This is a genomic window from Rhodococcus sp. 15-649-2-2, assembly GCF_002258645.1.
Classification (GTDB): Bacteria; Actinomycetota; Actinomycetes; order Mycobacteriales; family Mycobacteriaceae; genus Rhodococcoides.
In genome coordinates, this window is record NZ_NPFM01000015.1 from 22549 (window position 1) to 40406 (window position 17858).

Sequence of the window (17858 nt, forward strand, 5' to 3'; positions counted from 1 at the left end):
CCGACAGGTGCGCCCGATTTCGGCCCCGCCACTGGTAGCGCTGGTAGCGTTCGTGATGGCCGGGGATCTGCCCAGGAGAGGTAAGCCCATTTCCAAACCGGGAACCGTGGTGGTGACGGCCCAAGGCCGTACGCGGTACAGACCTGGGATCGGCATCCCTCTCGACAGCGTCGAGGACGACTACACCTACTTCGCGAACACCGCACGCGAACGTTGGGTGCGTTACTTCATCGGGCTCGTGACACTCCTGTTCGGTGTGTCCGGCGTCCTCATGTCTGCCACCGGCATCCACTACGAGGGTCTGGACGTGTACGTCTTCCTCGGCTCGTTGACGACGATTCCGGTGGCGATCGCCTGGTTCCTGCGGCCGTGGCCGTCACCGCGCGTGGCCAACGCCTTCGTTCTGTACGCCGATATCGGCGTCGTAGCGACCCTGTTCAGCAGTACGAACCGCCTCGTCCCGCTGACCGGGTGCATGATGTTCACCATCGTGGCGGTCTTCACCGTCATCGCCAGCTCGTATCGAGTGATGTGGGCTCACCTCGCCGTCTCGATGGCGACGGTCCTCACTCTCGCCGTCCTCGCAGTGAAACAGGGAACGAACCCGTGGCTGGTGGCCGCGACCGCGGTCACCGTCGTCACGTTGTACCTCACCCCGCTGATGATGCGGGCCTACATTCGGTACCTGCGTTCTCGGGCGTCGGGTGCAGTCACCGATTCGTTGACAGGCCTGTTCAACCGGCGTGGATTGCTCGAAGCGATCGACGGCGTCGGTATCGCGTACGCCGCCGATGCTTCCGATCGGACCATCGGCGTCACTGTGCTCGACATCGACCGGTTCAAGGAGATCAACGACCGGTTCGGTCACCCGACCGGCGACGCCGTCTTGATCGAGATCGCAGCGCGCCTCACCGCCGCGGTCCCGCGGACGTCGGTGGTCTCGCGCCTGAGCGGAGACGAGTTCGTGGTGGTGCACGTCGGGTCCCCCGGCGACATCGAATCGACTGTCGACAAGATCCGGAGCGGTCTCGACGAGACGTTCTCCGGACCTCCGTTCACCACCAGCATCGGATCTGCCGTGGAATCGCTCGGGAGCGCACCCGTCACCCCGACGGTGGTGCGCAAGCTGATCGCACTGGCCGATATCGAGATGTATCGCAACAAGTCTCGGCTGGCCGGGGACGACGGCAGCGCGCGCGGCAGCAGTACCGGAACGCGAGCCGACATTCGCGCACGCATCGAAGGTCTGATCTCGCGAGGTGGGCCGGACGTGGTGTTCCAACCCATCTGCGACACCGTCACCACTACCGTCGTCGGCTACGAGGCGCTCTCGCGCTTCCCGTTCGGCTACGGCTCGCCGACGATGTGGTTTCGCGACGCGACCAACGCCGGAATCGGGCCGCTCCTCGAAGTTGCGGCCATCGAACGTGCCCTCGTTGCCGCCGAGTCTCTGCCCCGCGGAATCTTCATCTCCCTCAATGCATCTGCCGACACCATTCGTTCCATCGACCTGGCTGCGAAGCTACGACCGTTCCAGAGAGACCGAGCGTTCCACATCGAGATCACCGAACACGAGCGGGTCGACGACTACCGTGCGGTCGCTCGAACCATCGAATCCTTACGCGTGGCGGGCATCTCGATCTCCGTCGACGACGTCGGTGCCGGCTTCGCCGGGCTTCGCCAGGTGGTCGAACTGCGGCCCGACACCCTCAAGGTCGACTACGCATTGGTGCACGGAATCGACACCGACGCGGTCCGACGGGCCGCTGCTGCATCGGTGATCGGATTTGCCCACGAGATCGGCTCGACCGTCATCATGGAGGGCGTCGAGACGGAGGCGGAACTGCAGGTCGCCGTGGAACTCAGAGCCGACATGGTGCAGGGCTTCCTCACCGGGCGGCCACTTCCGTTGGCGAAAATAATCGAGTGACGTTGCGCTGCGCCATCGCGCAGTGAACTCAGATCGACGAATCCACGGAGAACTTCGTCAGTACAGGCGCGGCAGCCAGGAGCGGCGGCATCTCGGTGATCTTGCCCGGGCCGGCGCGGAACTCGCGGTACTTCGCATCGGCCTCGGCCGACTCCCACGTCTCGTAGGCGACGACATGCGCCTCGTTCTCCTCGTCCACCCACACCTCCACGCCGAGGCAGCCCTCGAACGCACGGGTATCGGCAAGCACCGTGCGCAGCAACGCACGCGCCTCGGCAAGAGATTCGGGCTTGAACGTGAAATCCAGTGTTGCGATGAGGGCCATGGGCTTCACACTAGTCATCTCAGCCGAAGTGCCAAGTAGAACTCGATTCTGTCCTCCAGCCGCGACAGGTCGCGGCCGGTGAGTTCCTCGATGCGCTGCATTCGGTACCGCACAGAATTGACGTGCATGTGTAGTTGTTCGGCGCATCGGGTCCAGGCACCGTTGGTGTCGAGGTAGACCGACAGCGTGGCGATGAGATCGCTGTTGTGCTGATCGTCGTACTCCGTCAGGGGATCGAGAAGCCTCGAGGTGAACATTCGGCGGACGTCGTCGGGCACATTTGCCAAAAGTATTGTCAACGTTGCCAATTCGTCATGACCGACGACGCTGCAGTCCGCACCCCGCCCCTCGGCGAGCCTGCGGGCGTAGCGCGCTTCCTCGATTGCGCTTCTGATGTCGGCGGCCGCGGTGGGAGCGCTGACCCCGATGGTGGTGCCGCTGCCGATCAATCCCGGGGTGACGGACTGGACGGCACGTCGAACGGCGTCGGTCTTGTCGGTGCGCGCCTCCACCACAGCGATGGCCTCGTTCTCGACGACTCCCAGCGTGATGTCGAGAGGTGCCAGCAGTTCTCGTAGCAGCGGCCGCAGCTCACCGAGCCGGAGCGTCTCCCCCGAGGTAGCGGCAACGATTGCCGCATAGCGTGTTTCGGTATCGAGTCCGATGACGTGCATCTGCGCCAGGATGTCCGCCGGTGTCGCGCCGCCCACGATGGAGCGAACGAATTCCTGAGCGAGGATGCCCGATCCTGACACGCGTTCGTCGACGCGACCGCGTTCGACGGCGACGATCGACGCCAACTGCCCGGCCAGCGATGTCCTCGGGACATCCCATGTCTGCCAATCGCTTTCGAAGGCGACGAACCAGTCCACGACACGTGGGGTGGCCTCCCCGTCGACCGGAAAGATCGACACCCGCTGCGTTCGGCAGTACCGCGGCAGACGTACCGAAGTCATGAACTCCCGCGCCACGGCCGCAGTGTCGGGCGGGTTCTCGGATCCGGCGAGAACACGTCCCGACGAGGCGACGACCCAGCACTTCATACCCAGATCGGAACTCACCATCTCCAACAGCGGCCCCAGGCCGCCGCCGGGTCCGGCGCTCGCCACGAGGCGTCGATGCCGGTCCAGCACGAGGCTCAGATCCGACGCCCGCGCCGTCGAGAGCTGCCGGACGACACTTTCGGTGACCGTGGCGAAGGCGATGTCGGCCGGCACTCGAAACAGCGGCAGACCGTGTTCGCGGCAGGCGTCGACCAGGTCGTCCGGCACAACACCGCCGGCGGAGGCCGCCAGCGCCGCGATTCCGGCCTTGGACACCGCCCGCACGAAGGTTCTCGAATCCTCCGGGCCCGCCCGCCACATCAAGCCGGTCAACACCAGTTCGCCGCCGCTGAGGTAACGGCTCGGATCGAGCATGTCGGTGGTGACGACCCATCTGATCGTCGGGTCGAAATGCTCGGGAGTCACGATCGGCTGCAGCTTCAGATCGGGGAGATCGGCCAGATCACGCAGTCTCACGGTGCCATCGACCTCCTCTTCGTATGATCCTCCAAAACCTACACTGTGATCGGCGTCATACTTCGTCGTTCCTGTCCCTCGTTCGCGGTACTCCCGGCGGCTGTACTGGGTGAACACGAAATATGGACAGCGAGCGGAGCACCGAACATGGATTTCCTGCGACCACAGACCTGGAGCGACGCGTTGGCCGCAAAGGCCGACGACGTCGACGTGGTGCCCATTCAGGGCGGCACCGACGTCATGGTCGAGATGAATTTCGATCTGCACCGACCGGGCGGACTGCTGGATCTGAACCCCATCAGCGAACTCACCGAATGGCAACAGCTACCCGACGGATCGCTTCGGGTGGGGGCAGGCGTGCCCTACGTCCGCATCATCGCCGAGCTCGGAGACAAACTTCCCGGCATCTCACAGGCGTCCCGCACCGTCGGTTCCCCGCAGATCCGCAATCGCGGCACCGTCGGCGGCAACCTCGGCGGAGCATCTCCTGCCGGTGACCTGCACGCGCCCTTGCTCGCTGCGGGCGCGACAGTAGAAGTGGAATCGGCCGCACGCGGGGTACGGATGATCCCAGCGACCGACTTCTACCTCGGCGTCAAACGCAATTGCTGCGAGCCCGACGAGCTGATCCGTGCGTTCCACGTCATGCCGGCGGCGGGACCTCAGTACTTCTCCAAGATCGGCACTCGCAACGCGATGGTCATTGCGGTGTGCTCGTTCTCGATCGCACTGTTTCCGCAGGAGGGCCGCGTCGGCACCGGTCTCGGCTCCGCTGCGCCGACGCCGCGTCGGGCTTACGATGCCGAGAACTACCTCGCGGCCGAACTCGACTGGGACGGTGCCCTCGATCCGCGGGTGTCCGAGGAATTCGGCCGATTGGTCAGTGCGGCAGCAAGTCCCATCGACGACGTACGAGGCACTGCCGATTACCGCAAGCACGCCCTCTCCGTGATGGCCCGGCGCACGCTGGGTTGGGCATGGCGAGACCTCACAGCCGCACGGAAGGTGGCCTGAACATGCGAGTCAATTGCACCATCAACGGAAAAGACATGGAAGCCGACGACGTCTGGGAGGGTGAGAGTCTGCTGTACCTGTTGCGTGAACGCATGGGGCTTCCCGGATCCAAGAACGCGTGCGAGCAAGGTGAATGCGGATCGTGCACGGTCTATCTCGACGGTATCCCGGCCTGCGCCTGCCTGGTGGCAGCCGGACAGGTCGAGGGCCGTGAGATTCGTACCGTCGAAGGCCTCGCCGACGGCGACAAGCTCGACCCGATGCAGGAGGCGTTCGTCGAGTGCGGAGCCGTCCAGTGCGGCTTCTGCACCCCGGGACTCGTAGTCCAGGCGCACGATCTCATCGAGCGCGTTCCCAACCCGTCGGACGTCGAGATTCGCGAGTCTCTCGCCGGAAACCTCTGCCGCTGTACCGGATACGAGAAGATCCTCGACGCCGTGCGGCTCGCAGCAACCCGAAAGGCCGAAGCCAAATGACCACCGTCATCTCGGGGGCATACATTGCCCCGATCGTCGGCGACGAAATCCCGAACGGGTATCTCGTCGTCGAGGGCACCACGATCAGCGCCATCGGATCGGGCCCGGCACCGATCATCGCCGGGGCCGAGACGATCGATGCGTCCGGCTGCCTCGTCACCCCCGGCCTGGTGAACACTCACCACCACCTCTACCAGTGGGCCTCTCAAGGTCTGGCCAAGGACAACACCCTGTTCGAATGGCTTGTTGCACTGTACAAGCCGTGGTCCAAGATGGACGCCGAAGTCGTCGGCGGTGCTGCCGCAGCCGGGCTGGGATGGCTGGCGAAGTCGGGGTGCACCACGAGCACCGATCACCATTACATCTTCCCCAAGGGCCGAGGCGACCTGTTCGCCGCCGAGATCGATGCGGCGCAACGCATCGGCGTCCGATTCCAACCGTGCCGCGGCTCGATGGACCGGGGCGTGTCCGACGGCGGATTGCCGCCGGACGAGGTGGTCGAGTCGCTCGACGACATCCTCACCGCCACCGCCGAGGCCATCGACACCTATCACGACGCCTCTTTCGGTTCCATGCTCCGGATCGCGGTCGCACCCTGTTCGCCTTTCTCCATCAGCAAAGAGCTGCTCGTGGAGTCCGCCGGGCTTGCTCGCGCCAAAGGTGTTCGGCTGCATACCCACCTGGCCGAGACCCTCGACGAGGAGGAGCACTGCCTCGCTCAGATGAACTGCACCCCGGTCGAGTACATGGAGCAGGTCGGCTGGCTCGGTGACGATGTGTGGTTCGCCCACGCCGTCCACCTGCACGACTCCGACATCGCGAAGATGGCGGCCACCGGCACCGGCACTGCCCACTGCCCGAGTTCCAATGCACGTCTGGGCGCAGGCATCGCCCGAATCTCCGATCTACTCGCGGCCGGCGCACCCGTCGGCCTCGGTGTCGACGGTTCCGCCTCGGCCGAGATGGTGCCGCTGGCCGGCGAGGTGCGGCAGGCAATGTACATGCAGCGAGCCAAGTACGGTCCGACGGCACTCACGGCGCGTCAGGCACTCGAGATCGGAACCATCGGCGGTGCAACGGTACTGGGACGTCAGAGCGAGATCGGTTCGCTCGAGGTCGGCAAGCTGGCCGACATCGCGATCTGGCGCACCGACGGGTTCTACTCGGCCGTGGACGATCCGGTCGTGGCGTTCGCCTACGGGCAGACGCCACCGCTGGCTCGCTTGATGGTGGGCGGACGAACGATCGTCGAGAACGACGTTCTGACCAGCGCACCGCAGGACGAAATAGGCCGCGCCGGAGCCGATGCGCACCGTCGCCTCATGAAACTCGCGGAGGACGTGCTGTGAGCGCCCCGACCACTACACCCCGGCAAGCTCCCGCCGACATCCCAGCACCGGGACGCGGCCGCGTCGGCGACAGCCCGCTGCGGCCCGACGGTACGTTGAAGGTGAAGGGCGAGTTCGCATATTCTTCGGACCTGTTCATCGACGGCATGCTCTGGGGCGCAACGCTTCGCAGCCCGCATCCCCGTGCGAAGATCGTCTCCGTCGACATCTCGAAGGCACTGGCAACACCCGGCGTCGAAGCTGTTCTCACGCACGAGGACGTGCCGGGACGTAAATGCTTCGGACTCGACCACACGTGGGACCAGCCGGTGTTGGCCTTCGACGAGGTGCGACACGAGGGGGAACCGATAGCGCTCATCGCCGCCGACCATCCCGAGACCGCCCGGCGCGCAATGGAAAAGATCGTTGTGGTCTACGACGTGCTCGAGCCCCTGACCGACGCTCGACGCGCAGCCCTGGATCCGGACTACCCGAAGGTGCAGGAACGCGGCGGAGTGGCGCGGCATCAGCCGGTCCGCGTCGGCAACGTCGCCGCCGCTCGGGCGACCGCGGACGTCATCGTCAGCAGCGACTTCGCCGTCGGGATCCAGGACCAGGCATTTCTCGGACCGGAATCCGGACTGGCCGTACCGGCCGAGGACGGCGGAATCGACCTGTATGTCGCAACGCAGTGGATGCACAACGACCTTGCACAGATCGGACCGTGCCTCGGTCTGCCCGAAGAGAAGATCCGGATGACGCTCGCCGGCGTCGGCGGAGCATTCGGTGGCCGCGAGGACCTCTCGATGCAGATCCACGCCGCGATGCTCGCCATGCACACCGGCAAACCCGTCAAGATCGTCTACAACCGCTACGAGTCGTTCTTCGGTCACGTGCACCGCCACCCGGCGCAAATGCACTACGAGTACGGTGCGACCAGCGACGGCAAACTCGTGTTCGCCGATGTCGAGATCATCCTCGACGGTGGCGCGTACACCTCGGCCACCCTCAACGTCGTCGGCAACGCGGCCTCGCTCGGGGTCGGACCGTACATCATTCCCAACATCGAGATCGATGCGTACGGGGTGTACACGAACAATCCGCCATGCGGTGCGATGCGTGGATTCGGCGCAGTACAAGCATGTTTCGCGTACGAGTCGATGATGGACAAGCTCGGTGAGGCCTGCGGCATCGGACCGGTTGCGATCCGCCAGATCAACGCCGTCAGCCAGGGCTCGATCCTGGCCACCGGCCAGGTGATCGAAGCGCCGGCACCCCTCGCCGAGATGCTCGCCCGAGCCGAAGCGATGGAACTACCTGCCCCGCTGGATGCGTCGGACATCCGGAATCTGCCGGGTGGGGCTTCCCAGACGACCCACGGCGAAGGGGTCGTGCGAGGGATCGGTTACGGCGTCGGGATCAAGAACATCTGCTTCTCCGAGAACTACGACGACTACTCCACTGCTCGCGTCCGTCTCGAGGTGATCGGCGGTGAAGCAACGGCATTGGTGCACACCGCTGCCGCAGAGGTGGGGCAGGGTCTGGTGACGTTGGAGGCGCAGATCGCCCGCACCGAACTCGGCGTCACCAAGGTTGTCATCCACCCGGCCGACACCAAGGTGGGCAACGCCGGATCGTCCTCGGCGTCACGGCAGTCGTACATGACCGGCGGTGCCGTCAAGACTGCCTGCGAGGCCGTCCGCGAGGCGGTGTTCGTCCTGGCCGGCCTGTACCTCGGGCGTGCTGTGGCCGACCTGAGCCTCGACGGCGGCAAGATCGTCTCGGCCACCGACGGTGTGCTGGCGACGATCGAGGATGTGCTCGGCGACCGAGTCATCGAGCAGACGCGTGAATTCCACCATCGCCCCACCAGCGGAATGGATCCGGTCACCGGGCAGGGCGCGAGCCACACCCAGCTCGCCCTGTGTGTCCACCGCGCCGTGGTGGACGTCGACGTCGATCTCGGGCTCGTGAAAGTGGTCGAGATGGCCGCTGTTCAGGACGTCGGCAAGATCCTCAACCTTCTCTCGCTCGAGGGCCAGATCCACGGCGGCACAGCCCAGGGCCTCGGCCTTGCGGTGATGGAGGAGATCGTCGTCGTCGACGGACTCGTGAAGAACCCGTCGTTCACCGACTACCTCATCCCGACCATTCTCGACATGCCGCCCATGAAGCTGGACATTCTCGAGAACCCGGATCCGTTGGCCCCCTATGGCCTTCGCGGCGCAGGCGAGCCGCCCACGCTGTCGTCGACGCCTGCCGTCGTCGCTGCCATCCGCAACGCCACCGGACTCGCCTTGACCCGAGTTCCCGTGCGACCCGAACACATCGTCAACCCCTGATTCATTCGATGAGACCTTCTCCAGCACAACGCGACCCGAGGCCAACTCCCCCGGCACGGTCAGCGTCACACGCTCGGACAAGGTTGATCACGCCCTGGGAGGGCCGATCATGACCGATGTACACACACCCAGTACTCGCAAGAGCGGACGAGGTCGATCTCAGATCGACAAGTTCTTCGATATCACCGGCCGAGGCTCGTCGGTATCGCGTGAGATCCGCGGCGGCGTCACCACTTTCGTGGCGATGGCGTACCTGATCGTCCTCATTCCGCTGATCATCGGCGATGCCCGTGATGTCACGGGTGCGACTCTCGATGCAGCGCAACTGTCGACGATGGTCGCCCTGTCCGCCGGCCTGACGACGATCCTGATGGGGGTGGTCGGTAACGCGCCCCTCGCGATGGCAGCCGGCCTCGGCGTGACACCCATCGTGGTGTTCCAAGCCGCGCCGTACATGACGTGGCCGCAGGCAATGGGTCTGGTGGTGCTCGAGGGCGTGGTCATCGTCGTCTTCGCCCTCACCGGCATTCGGCAGCTCATCATGGACGCGATCCCCTTGGTGCTCAAGCAGGCGATCGGCGTCGGAATCGGCGCGTTCATCGCCCTCATCGGACTGGTCGACGCCGGGTTCGTCGGCCACCACGAAGCAGCCGCAACCGCCGTCACCCTCGGCACGTTCGGCAAGCTAGCGGGCTGGCCCGTGTTCGTGTTCTGTATCGGCCTGATCCTGATGATCATGCTGTTCGTTCGGAGAGTGCCGGGCGCGATGCTGATCGGCATCTTCGTCGCCACCAATCTTGCGATCATCCTCAACTCGGTGTTCGACATCGCACCGGAGGCATGGGGTCCGGTGGTACCGAAGGTGCCCGATTCCATCGTCGCCACACCGCAATTCGACCTGCTCTTCAACGTCGACCTGTTCGGCGGGTTCGCTCGAGCAGGTGTCGTCACGGCCTCGGTGGTGCTGTTCACGCTCGTGCTCTCGGGTTTCTTCGACGCCATGGGCACCATCCTGGGCGTCGGCGAGGAAGCGGGCCTGGTCGACAAGCAGGGCAGGATGCCGGGATTGAGCCGCATCCTCACCGTCGACGGCATCGGTGCCATCGTCGGAGGTGCGATCAACGGATCCGCCAACACTGCCGTCGTCGAGTCCGCGGCAGGCGTCACCGAGGGTGCCCGAACCGGTCTCGCGAGCGTCGTCACCGGCGGACTGTTGACCAGTCTGATCTTCTTCACCCCGTTGGCCGGGGTGGTCCCCGTCGGTGCAGCAGCCCCCGCGCTGGTTCTGGTGGGCGCGCTGATGATGACGCACGTACGCAAGATCGACTGGGAGAACACCGAAATCGCGATCCCGGCCTTCCTGACCATCGTGCTGATGCCCTTCACGTACTCGATCACCGTGGGAGTCGCAGCGGGTGTCATCTCGTACACCCTCGTTCGCCTCGCCAAAGGCAAAGCACGCCAGACGCATTGGCTGCTGTACCTGATGTCGGGAATCTTCCTGGTCTACTTCGCCCTGCACCCCATCGAAGAAGCGTTGGGAATCTCGTAACGTGAAAGAGATCGTCGATCGTCTGACCGCCTGGGACCACGCCGGTGTTCCCTATGCGGTGGCGACGGTCATCGCGGTATCCGGAAGTGCTCCACGGCTTCCGGGTGCCGCGATGGCGGTCTGCGCCGACGGAGAGGCCGTCGGAAGCGTCTCCGGTGGCTGCGTCGAAGGCGCGGTGTACGAGCTGTGTCGCGAGGTTCTCGAGACCGGCGAGTCCAAGCGAGAGTCGTTCGGCTACAGCGATGTCGACGCTTTTGCAGTCGGTTTGACCTGCGGGGGAGTGATCGAGGTGTTCGTGCGCCTCGGCCCTCCGCGGGCCGTGCTCGCGGCCATCGCGTCGGATAACGCGGTAGCCACGGTGACGATGCTCGACGGCTCCGGGCAGTCGCTCGCCGTCTCGTCCTCCGCGACCATGGGTACGACCGGTTTTTCGGACGTCGACGCCGTGGTCGTGGGTGAGGCGCTGGCGATGTTGGACTCCGGGGGCACCGGCATCCGGTCGGTGCGCTGCCGGCCGGACCTCGACGTGTTCGTGCAGTCGTACGCAACCGCCCCGCGGCTGCTGATCTTCGGGGCCATCGACTACGCCGGCGCACTCGCCCGCGTGGGCAAGTTCCTCGGGTATCACGTGACGGTGTGTGACGCCCGACCCGTATTCGCCACTGCTGCACGGTTTCCCGACGCCGACGAGGTGGTCACCGAATGGCCGCACAGCTATCTGGCGCGGACGGCAGTCGATGCCCGGACGGTAATCTGTGTACTGACCCATGACGCCAAATTCGATGTGCCGCTGCTCGAGGTGGCTTTGCGACTGCCAGTGGCGTTCGTGGGGGCAATGGGATCGCGTCGGACCCATGAGGATCGCGCGGCTCGGTTGCGTGACGTCGGGTTGAGCGAGCAGGAGCTCGCACGCTTGAAGTCGCCGATCGGCTTGGACCTGGGTGCGAGAACTCCGGAGGAAACTGCGCTGGCCATCGCGGCGGAATTCGTGGCCGTGCGACGCGGGGGTAGTGCGCTTCCACTGACACGCACCGACGGCCCGATCCACCACGACGAGGCGAATGCCAAATACGCGTAGACCTTTGGTGGTGGTGCTGATTCATACGGGTGTCGATAGCGAAGGATCACTGTTCCGATGGAGTCCGAGGCTGCTTCGGCGGTGGTGGACCCGGCGATCAGTCACGCTTTCGTCGACTCGATGGACGTGGTCGCAGCGGAGTTGAGCCTCCTCGGGTGGACCCCGGAGGCAACCGATGGCAACGACACCTGCATCGATCAGCAGGACGAGTTCGATTCAGAGGTCTGGAAAGACGACGTCCGCGTCATCACCCTTAGCCTTCTGCCCGGGACTCCTCACCGGGTCGGCAAACCTGTACCTCCCGCGCTTCAACTCACTGTGCAAGACGTGGGAAGTAGTTACACCTGACCGGCAGCAATCTCTATTTGGACCAAGATCGCCTGGTCGAGAGGCCTTGATCGACACTTCCGTTTCTTGTCGGTGGGCTGGGATAGTCTCCATTCAGTTCGAACGCATGTTCTGAATCGTTGCTCACCGGGGGGTGAAAAATGGGTGCAGTACCGATCGTGTCGCTGGAGGCGTTGACCGCTGCTGCGTGTGCAGAAAATCGTCACGCTGCCCGGAAGGTCGCTGCCTGCTACCGCGTGCACTGCGACTGGATCACCCTCGATTCCAAGTACAAGCACTACAGCCGGTACGGACGCACCGAGATGGCAGTGGCGTTGGGATGTTCGGCGACGGTCGCCGAATCGTACGTCTCCGTGGGCGTCGCCCTGAACACCCGACTCCCACTGCTGCGGGCAGCATTCGAGACCGGGGAGATCGATCTCCCGCGGGTACGGACGGTGTGCCGCATCCTCGACAACCTCTCCGACGACATCGTCACGTCCGTCGAGGACGACATCGTCGAGGCCGCCCGCCGGTCGTCACCGGGTCCCCTCGAAAAGGAGATCTGGGACATCCTGCTCCGGGTCGCCCCCGACGAAGCGGCAGCACTACGGGAATTCGCCAAGAAGTTCCGGAGCGTCACCTACAGCCCGGCCGGAGAGTTGGCGCGGATTCGAGCGGAATTGACCGCCCCCGAGGCCGCCGCCGCATGGCAGCTCCTCGAGGAGATGGCCGACACCCTCTGCCCGAAGGACCCCCGCGGCAAGAAAGAGCGCCTGTGTGATGCGTTCATGGCCCGCATGCACGGCGAACCCCGCCTGACATGCCTGTGCCGACGCGCGGATTGCCCGAAAAAAGATGCAGCATTGCCGGATCGACGAGTGCCGTTGACGATGATCACCGTCGACATCGCCACCCTCATCGGACTACTCGCGAACCCGGCGTATCTGGCCGGCCACGGATCCATCGACCCCGACCTCGCGCGGGAACTCGCACGCAACAGTCAGTGGCAGATCCTGCTCACCGAAGCAGTCACCCTCGCAGAGAAGCTGGGACTGGCTGTGCAGAACCCGGAGACCGGGGTATGGGAACGTCGCTCGGACAGTGAGAAGACAGGGGCTGCAACAGGACCCGAGGCGGGAACAGCGATGGAACCAGACGCCGACAGGGATACAGACACAGACGCCGACGCAGACAGAGACGAAGGCGTGGACTCGGCTGCTGATGCCGATGCTGCAACAGCTGCTCATGGTGATGGGGCAACGGGGTCGGCCGCGGATTCGGGTAGGGATGCTGATTCCTCGACCGCACCGACGTCGGCCAGTTCACCTGCACCTGCACCTGAGAACACCTCGGCATCGGCACCAGCCGCACCAGCAGATGAGGTCGACGACACCGGCCATATCGGCGATGCCGGGGCAAACGACGAGTCCGCACCCACACCTGCGGCCGACCCGTCGCCAGCTCCTGAACCGGACGCCGCCGATCCTGCCCAGAAGCACGCAGCAACACGCGCAGGGGCAGCGGTGACCGACCCGCAACCAGAGCCGACGTCGGACACCGACCCTGAGACAGCTGCATCGTCCGAACCCGCATCAGCTCCACCACTAGCTGCGGACCAGACACCGCCGGCACCTGATGTCGCACCGAGCTGTTCGGAATCACGCTCATTCACAACACCATCCGGCTCCACACCACCATCCGACTCCGCAACATCGCGTCCGACGTCAGCCGAAGGCCCGGCACCAGGAACAGGCTCGGCTGCTGCCGCTGCTGTCAGTAACGGCCAACACCAGCGTCGCGTGGGATCACTGACCTCCGCTGCGTCCCTGTTCTGCACCCACACACCAGTCGGCAGGGGCACACGGCACAGCTCTGCCCTCGACCTGCCCTCCGCAATTCGGCGCAACCGGACGATCCCTACAGCAGGCCACACACCCTCGGGCCTCTACCTCGGCAACGCATCACTGGCCGCTGCACTCGAAGCCGCGATCGCCGCCGACCCCACCCTCGGAAAATCCGTCGCACGGGACCCACTGACCGACCGAGCCCTGATCTACCGACCCGACACCCTCACCACCGCCGCCGTACGGCTACGTGACCGCCACTGTCGCTTCCCCGACTGCCACCGCCCCGCCGACCGCTGCCAACTCGATCACGTGATCCCCTTCGACCACGCCAACCCCCTCGGCGGCGGCTGGACCACCATCAACAACCTCCAATGCCTCTGCGAGTTCCACCACACCGTCAAAACCTCCGGCTACTGGAAAGCCGTCATGCTCCCCGGCGGCGCCATCCTGTGGACCTCCACTTCCAAGACCACCCGAATCACCCTGCCCGCCAACGGAACAGCCGTACCCATCATCGGCAACGACCTGAGGCCACACATCCCCACCAAACCCAGACGATCCGGCATCATCGCCTACCCCGACCCACCCGACAACGAACAAACCGAGACAGACGACACGGCACCGCCGTTCTAGTCGCGCGACAGCAGACGCCCCGTCGAGGATTCCGACCCTGCGATCCATGACCGTCGCACCACACCCGACAAGCCCAGTCGATCGTAAGCCGTCACCGGGTTTCGGTGGTACAACTGCGCAACGTCAACGGTGAATTTCTCGTCGGGCGCGAACACCACAAGGTCTGCAGCGCAACCGACCTCGATGCGTCCGCGATCAGTCATGCCCACCTGATCGGCGGTGTTCGTGGCCATCCATCGTACGATGTCGGTCAGTGCACAGCCGCGGGATCGCGCCTCGGTCCACACCGCAGCAAGTGACACTTGCAACGACGCGATGCCACCCCAGGCATCGCCGAAGTCCCCGGTGTCGAACCGCTTGAGGTCGGGGGTGCAGGGGGAGTGGTCGGTGACAATCGTGTCGATCGTGCCGTCGAGCAGACCCTGCCACAGCGCCTCTCGGTTGCCGGCCTCCCGGATCGGCGGGCAGCATTTGAACTGCGTCGCTCCCGCCGGCACGTCCTCGGCGTCGAAACACAGGTAGTGCGGACAGGTTTCGACGGTTACCCGCACCCCGTCGCGCTTCGCCGCTGCAATCATCGGCAGCGCATCCGCACTCGACAGATGCAGAATGTGCACCCGGCACCCTGTCTGACGGGAGAGCTCGATCACCTGCTCGATGGCCCGGTTCTCTGCCGCCCGCGGACGCGATTCCAGGAACCCCGCGTACTCACGACCCGCCGCGGACGGGGCCTCGGCGATGACCTCGGCATTCTCCGCGTGCACGATCATCAGCCCGTCGAACGACGCGATCTCGATGAGAGCCTTCTCCAGTTCCGAAATCGTCAGCGGCGGAAACTCGTCCACGCCCGACGCCAGCAGGAAGCACTTGAATCCGAAGACTCCTGCGTCGTGCAACGGTCGCAGCTGATCGACGTTTCCGGGAACTGCACCGCCCCAGAATCCGACGTTCACGACCGACTTCTCGGCCGCAACCCGGCGCTTGATCTCCAGCGCCGCGACGTCGACAGTGGGGGGAATACTGTTGAGCGGCATATCGACGATGGTCGTGATGCCACCGGCCGCAGCCGCCCGGGTAGCGCTGGCAAACCCCTCCCACTCGGTGCGCCCCGGCTCGTTGACGTGCACGTGGGTATCGACCAGCCCGGGCAGCAACACCTCGTCCGGCCCGAGCTCGACCACCGTCCCAGCAGCGACCGAAGCATCCACATCATAGGAATCGATAGCCACGATCCGGCCGTCCCGGAGAGAGATCGACGCCGAGACCTCTCGTCCGCCGATCACTGCACGAGCAGCGCGAAGAACCAGATCAGACTGCACTGGAGACACTCTGGAGCTCGGACGACTTCCATGCGACATCTGCCGCGTCGAGGGCATCGGCGTCGAGCTCGCCGAACAATCGCAACCGAGACAAACCGCCGTCGGGGTACACGTCGAGTCGTAGGTGTGTGTACGCCTCCGTCTCGTTCAGCAGGAAACGGTGTCGCGTGTCCGGCTGTACCGCGGTGCGCTCGAGAATCTCGGTCCACGCCGTCGGATCCGTGATGTGTCGGCGACGAGAATCGATGGCGCTGAGCCGAACCCACCCCGGAGCGTTTCCGACGTAGTAGCTCGTGTCGACCTCGACGTGCCGAGGTGCGCCGGGTGCCGCGAGTGCGAAGACCGCGTAGTCGTTGCCGCCGTTGCGACGACGGGAGTTCTCCCAGCCCTCGCCCATGTTCCGCGCCCGCCCGGGCAGGATGATGTTGGCGGGGGAAGAATAGAAGGCATCCGAGCAATCGGTGAGTCGCGCACCGTTCTCGGCCGCGAGCAGGTCGATGGTGCCCCCGAGGAAGCGAGGGTCCTGCACTATCTGACCGTGCACGCGGAACCGAGCTACGCCGCCGTCGGGATAGATGGACAGGCGTACGTGCGTCCACCGGTGCCGATCCGCCACCTCATAAGTATTCGCTGTATCACCCACTGCCGCAGACTTGTCCACGATGGTGTGCCAGTCCGCCTTCAGCACATCGTCGAGGGACGGGTAGCCCTCGATCGACGCCGCTTCGATGGAGACGAACGGCGGGTAGTTGCCGGTGAAGTGTGCGGTGTCGACCACCACGCCGTGCACGATGCCCGGTGCGCCGAGACGAACGATCGCCCAGTCGTGCCCACCCTCGTCACGACGACGTCGAGTTTCCCACCCGTCGTACACCTTTCCCTTGTGGCCGAAGTCCGCCGGATCGAACAGCGGAGCGTCGGGCTTGATCAGGTTCTCGCGCTGCGCGAACAGTTCGTCGTTCGCCGCCGAGACGCTGCCGCCGAGAGCCCGAGACGCGAGATCGGTCAACGAGGTGAAGTGCGTGGTGCTCATGAGATTCCTTCCGAAATGTTTGTGGTGGTGATCATTCGACCTACCTCGCGGAGCAGCCTGGCCGCGTCGCGCATGGAGATTCGGGGGTCCGGCTCGAGATCGGCCAACGCATAGGAGGCAACGATCCCGTGAGTGCGCAACCGATCCAGGCCGATGACGCTGCGCCCCGCGACAGTGATCACCGGAACACCCGCTTCGCGCGCTGCGTGCGCGACTCCGATGGGTGCCTTGCCGTAGAGGCTCTGCTCGTCGAGTGAGCCCTCGCCGGTGACGACCAGATCTGCGCCGGCGAGGGCACCGGCGAAGTCGATCAGCTCGAGCACGGTCTCGATACCCGGCTTGGCAACCGCACCGAGTACAGCAATGGCTCCGAACGCCGTGCCGCCAGCCGCCCCGGTGCCGGCGAGACCACTGACATCGCGTCCGATTGCGTTGCGCACCAGATACGCCCACTGCCGCATTCCGTGTTCCAGATACAGCAGTTCCTGCGGTCCGGCACCCTTCTGCGGTCCGTAGACCGCTGCCGCTCCGGTCCGGCCGAGCAACGGGTTGTCGACATCGCACGCCAACTCGAACACCGCATTCCGAGCCGACGGCATCAGACCGGAGACATCCAGCTGCACCGCGCCACGTAAAGCACCGCCACCACGCGCGACGTCGTTGCCGTCGGCATCGAGGATGCGTGCCCCCAGCGCCGTCAGCATGCCCGCGCCGCCGTCAGTGGATGCGCTGCCCCCGAGCCCGACGACGATACGATCAGCGCCGGCCTCGAGTGCATGCGCGATCACCGTGCCCAGCCCGAACGTGCTGGCTCCCAGCGCATCCGAGCGACCGCCCGGCAGAAGCTCGAGCCCGACCGCCGAGGCGAGTTCGACGACGGCAGTATCACCACGACGGGCATACGACGTATCGACCGCCTCACCGGTCGGCCCCGAGCACGTGACGGCCACCCGGTCCCACCCGGCGGTGACGGCAGCATCGACGGTGCCGTCACCCCCATCGGCGACGGGTAGGCACACCGTCTCGAGCGACGGGTCTACCGCGACCAGACCTTCGGCCAACGCGCGAGCGACCTCGGCCGCGGACAGCGAGCCCTTGAACTTGTCGGGCGCCAGCAGAATTCGCGTCATC

At 65.1% G+C, this 17858-nt stretch carries 14 protein-coding genes; 9 read left to right on the forward strand and 5 right to left on the reverse strand.

Features of this window, described 5'->3' with window-relative positions; all coding sequences use genetic code 11:
- Window positions 1–7: 7 nt before the first annotated feature.
- On the forward strand, window positions 8–1930 hold the full coding sequence (locus CH305_RS07385; RefSeq protein WP_256983593.1) for a bifunctional diguanylate cyclase/phosphodiesterase: 1923 nt from the start codon (window positions 8–10) through the stop codon (window positions 1928–1930).
- 28 nt (window positions 1931–1958) lie between these two features.
- Here the strand turns inward: CH305_RS07385 and CH305_RS07390 are convergent, their stop codons facing one another.
- Both CH305_RS07390 and CH305_RS07395 read right to left on the reverse strand, forming a co-directional pair.
- Window positions 1959–2255, reverse strand: a complete 297-nt coding sequence (locus CH305_RS07390; protein WP_032379396.1) for a putative quinol monooxygenase — start codon at window positions 2253–2255, stop codon at window positions 1959–1961.
- A gap of 14 nt (window positions 2256–2269) precedes the next feature.
- Window positions 2270–3775, reverse strand: coding sequence for a PucR family transcriptional regulator (locus tag CH305_RS07395; RefSeq protein ID WP_256983594.1), 1506 nt, complete (start codon window positions 3773–3775; stop codon window positions 2270–2272).
- A gap of 147 nt (window positions 3776–3922) precedes the next feature.
- Here CH305_RS07395 and CH305_RS07400 point away from each other — a divergent pair, with 147 nt between their 5' ends.
- The 8 genes from CH305_RS07400 (at window position 3923) to CH305_RS07435 (ending at window position 14375) form a co-directional block, all read left to right on the forward strand.
- On the forward strand, window positions 3923–4789 hold the full coding sequence (locus CH305_RS07400) for a xanthine dehydrogenase family protein subunit M (protein ID WP_032402265.1): 867 nt from the start codon (window positions 3923–3925) through the stop codon (window positions 4787–4789).
- A 2-nt stretch (window positions 4790–4791) separates the two neighbouring features.
- Window positions 4792–5265: a (2Fe-2S)-binding protein gene (locus tag CH305_RS07405; RefSeq protein WP_032378620.1), complete on the forward strand. Its 474-nt coding sequence runs from the start codon at window positions 4792–4794 to the stop codon at window positions 5263–5265.
- On the forward strand, window positions 5262–6614 hold the full coding sequence (locus tag CH305_RS07410) for an 8-oxoguanine deaminase (RefSeq protein WP_037151886.1): 1353 nt from the start codon (window positions 5262–5264) through the stop codon (window positions 6612–6614). Before CH305_RS07405 ends, CH305_RS07410 begins: the two co-directional genes overlap by 4 nt.
- Entirely contained in the window at window positions 6611–8935 is a 2325-nt protein-coding gene (locus CH305_RS07415; protein WP_230592393.1) for a xanthine dehydrogenase family protein molybdopterin-binding subunit, read from the forward strand. The genes CH305_RS07410 and CH305_RS07415 overlap by 4 nt, the downstream gene beginning before the upstream one ends.
- A 109-nt stretch (window positions 8936–9044) precedes the next feature.
- On the forward strand, window positions 9045–10487 hold the full coding sequence (locus CH305_RS07420) for an NCS2 family permease (protein WP_094703284.1): 1443 nt from the start codon (window positions 9045–9047) through the stop codon (window positions 10485–10487).
- A gap of 1 nt (window position 10488) precedes the next feature.
- Entirely contained in the window at window positions 10489–11565 is a 1077-nt protein-coding gene (locus tag CH305_RS07425) for an XdhC family protein (protein ID WP_218828575.1), read from the forward strand.
- A gap of 57 nt (window positions 11566–11622) precedes the next feature.
- On the forward strand, window positions 11623–11913 hold the full coding sequence (locus CH305_RS07430) for a hypothetical protein (RefSeq protein WP_094703285.1): 291 nt from the start codon (window positions 11623–11625) through the stop codon (window positions 11911–11913).
- A 140-nt stretch (window positions 11914–12053) separates the two neighbouring features.
- Window positions 12054–14375 carry an HNH endonuclease signature motif containing protein gene (locus CH305_RS07435; RefSeq protein WP_094703286.1) on the forward strand — a complete coding sequence of 774 codons (2322 nt, stop codon included), beginning with the start codon at window positions 12054–12056 and terminating at the stop codon, window positions 14373–14375.
- Here CH305_RS07435 and allB read toward each other — a convergent pair.
- Genes allB through CH305_RS07450 form a run of 3 tightly spaced genes read right to left on the reverse strand, consistent with a single transcriptional unit; the run spans window position 14372 to window position 17857 of the window.
- Window positions 14372–15733 (reverse strand): allantoinase AllB, encoded by a 1362-nt coding sequence (gene allB / locus CH305_RS07440; RefSeq protein WP_094703287.1) that lies wholly within the window; start codon window positions 15731–15733, stop codon window positions 14372–14374. The two genes, CH305_RS07435 and allB, sit on opposite strands and share 4 nt — an antisense overlap.
- Window positions 15684–16727, reverse strand: a complete 1044-nt coding sequence (gene alc, locus CH305_RS07445) for an allantoicase (RefSeq protein ID WP_094703288.1) — start codon at window positions 16725–16727, stop codon at window positions 15684–15686. The genes allB and alc overlap by 50 nt, the downstream gene beginning before the upstream one ends.
- Window positions 16724–17857, reverse strand: a complete 1134-nt coding sequence (locus tag CH305_RS07450) for a glycerate kinase (RefSeq protein WP_094703289.1) — start codon at window positions 17855–17857, stop codon at window positions 16724–16726. Before CH305_RS07450 ends, alc begins: the two co-directional genes overlap by 4 nt.
- Window position 17858: the final 1 nt, after the last annotated feature.

Coding starts and splice junctions, on each gene's coding strand:
- CH305_RS07390 (WP_032379396.1), bottom strand. CDS start 2,255: ATGGCCCTCATCGCAACACTGGATTTCACGTTCAAGCCCGAATCTCTT.
- CH305_RS07400 (WP_032402265.1), top strand. CDS start 3,923: ATGGATTTCCTGCGACCACAGACCTGGAGCGACGCGTTGGCCGCAAAG.
- CH305_RS07405 (WP_032378620.1), top strand. CDS start 4,792: ATGCGAGTCAATTGCACCATCAACGGAAAAGACATGGAAGCCGACGAC.
- CH305_RS07410 (WP_037151886.1), top strand. CDS start 5,262: ATGACCACCGTCATCTCGGGGGCATACATTGCCCCGATCGTCGGCGAC.
- CH305_RS07420 (WP_094703284.1), top strand. CDS start 9,045: ATGACCGATGTACACACACCCAGTACTCGCAAGAGCGGACGAGGTCGA.
- CH305_RS07430 (WP_094703285.1), top strand. CDS start 11,623: ATGGAGTCCGAGGCTGCTTCGGCGGTGGTGGACCCGGCGATCAGTCAC.
- CH305_RS07435 (WP_094703286.1), top strand. CDS start 12,054: ATGGGTGCAGTACCGATCGTGTCGCTGGAGGCGTTGACCGCTGCTGCG.
- allB (WP_094703287.1), bottom strand. CDS start 15,733: ATGTCGCATGGAAGTCGTCCGAGCTCCAGAGTGTCTCCAGTGCAGTCT.
- alc (WP_094703288.1), bottom strand. CDS start 16,727: ATGAGCACCACGCACTTCACCTCGTTGACCGATCTCGCGTCTCGGGCT.
- CH305_RS07450 (WP_094703289.1), bottom strand. CDS start 17,857: ATGACGCGAATTCTGCTGGCGCCCGACAAGTTCAAGGGCTCGCTGTCC.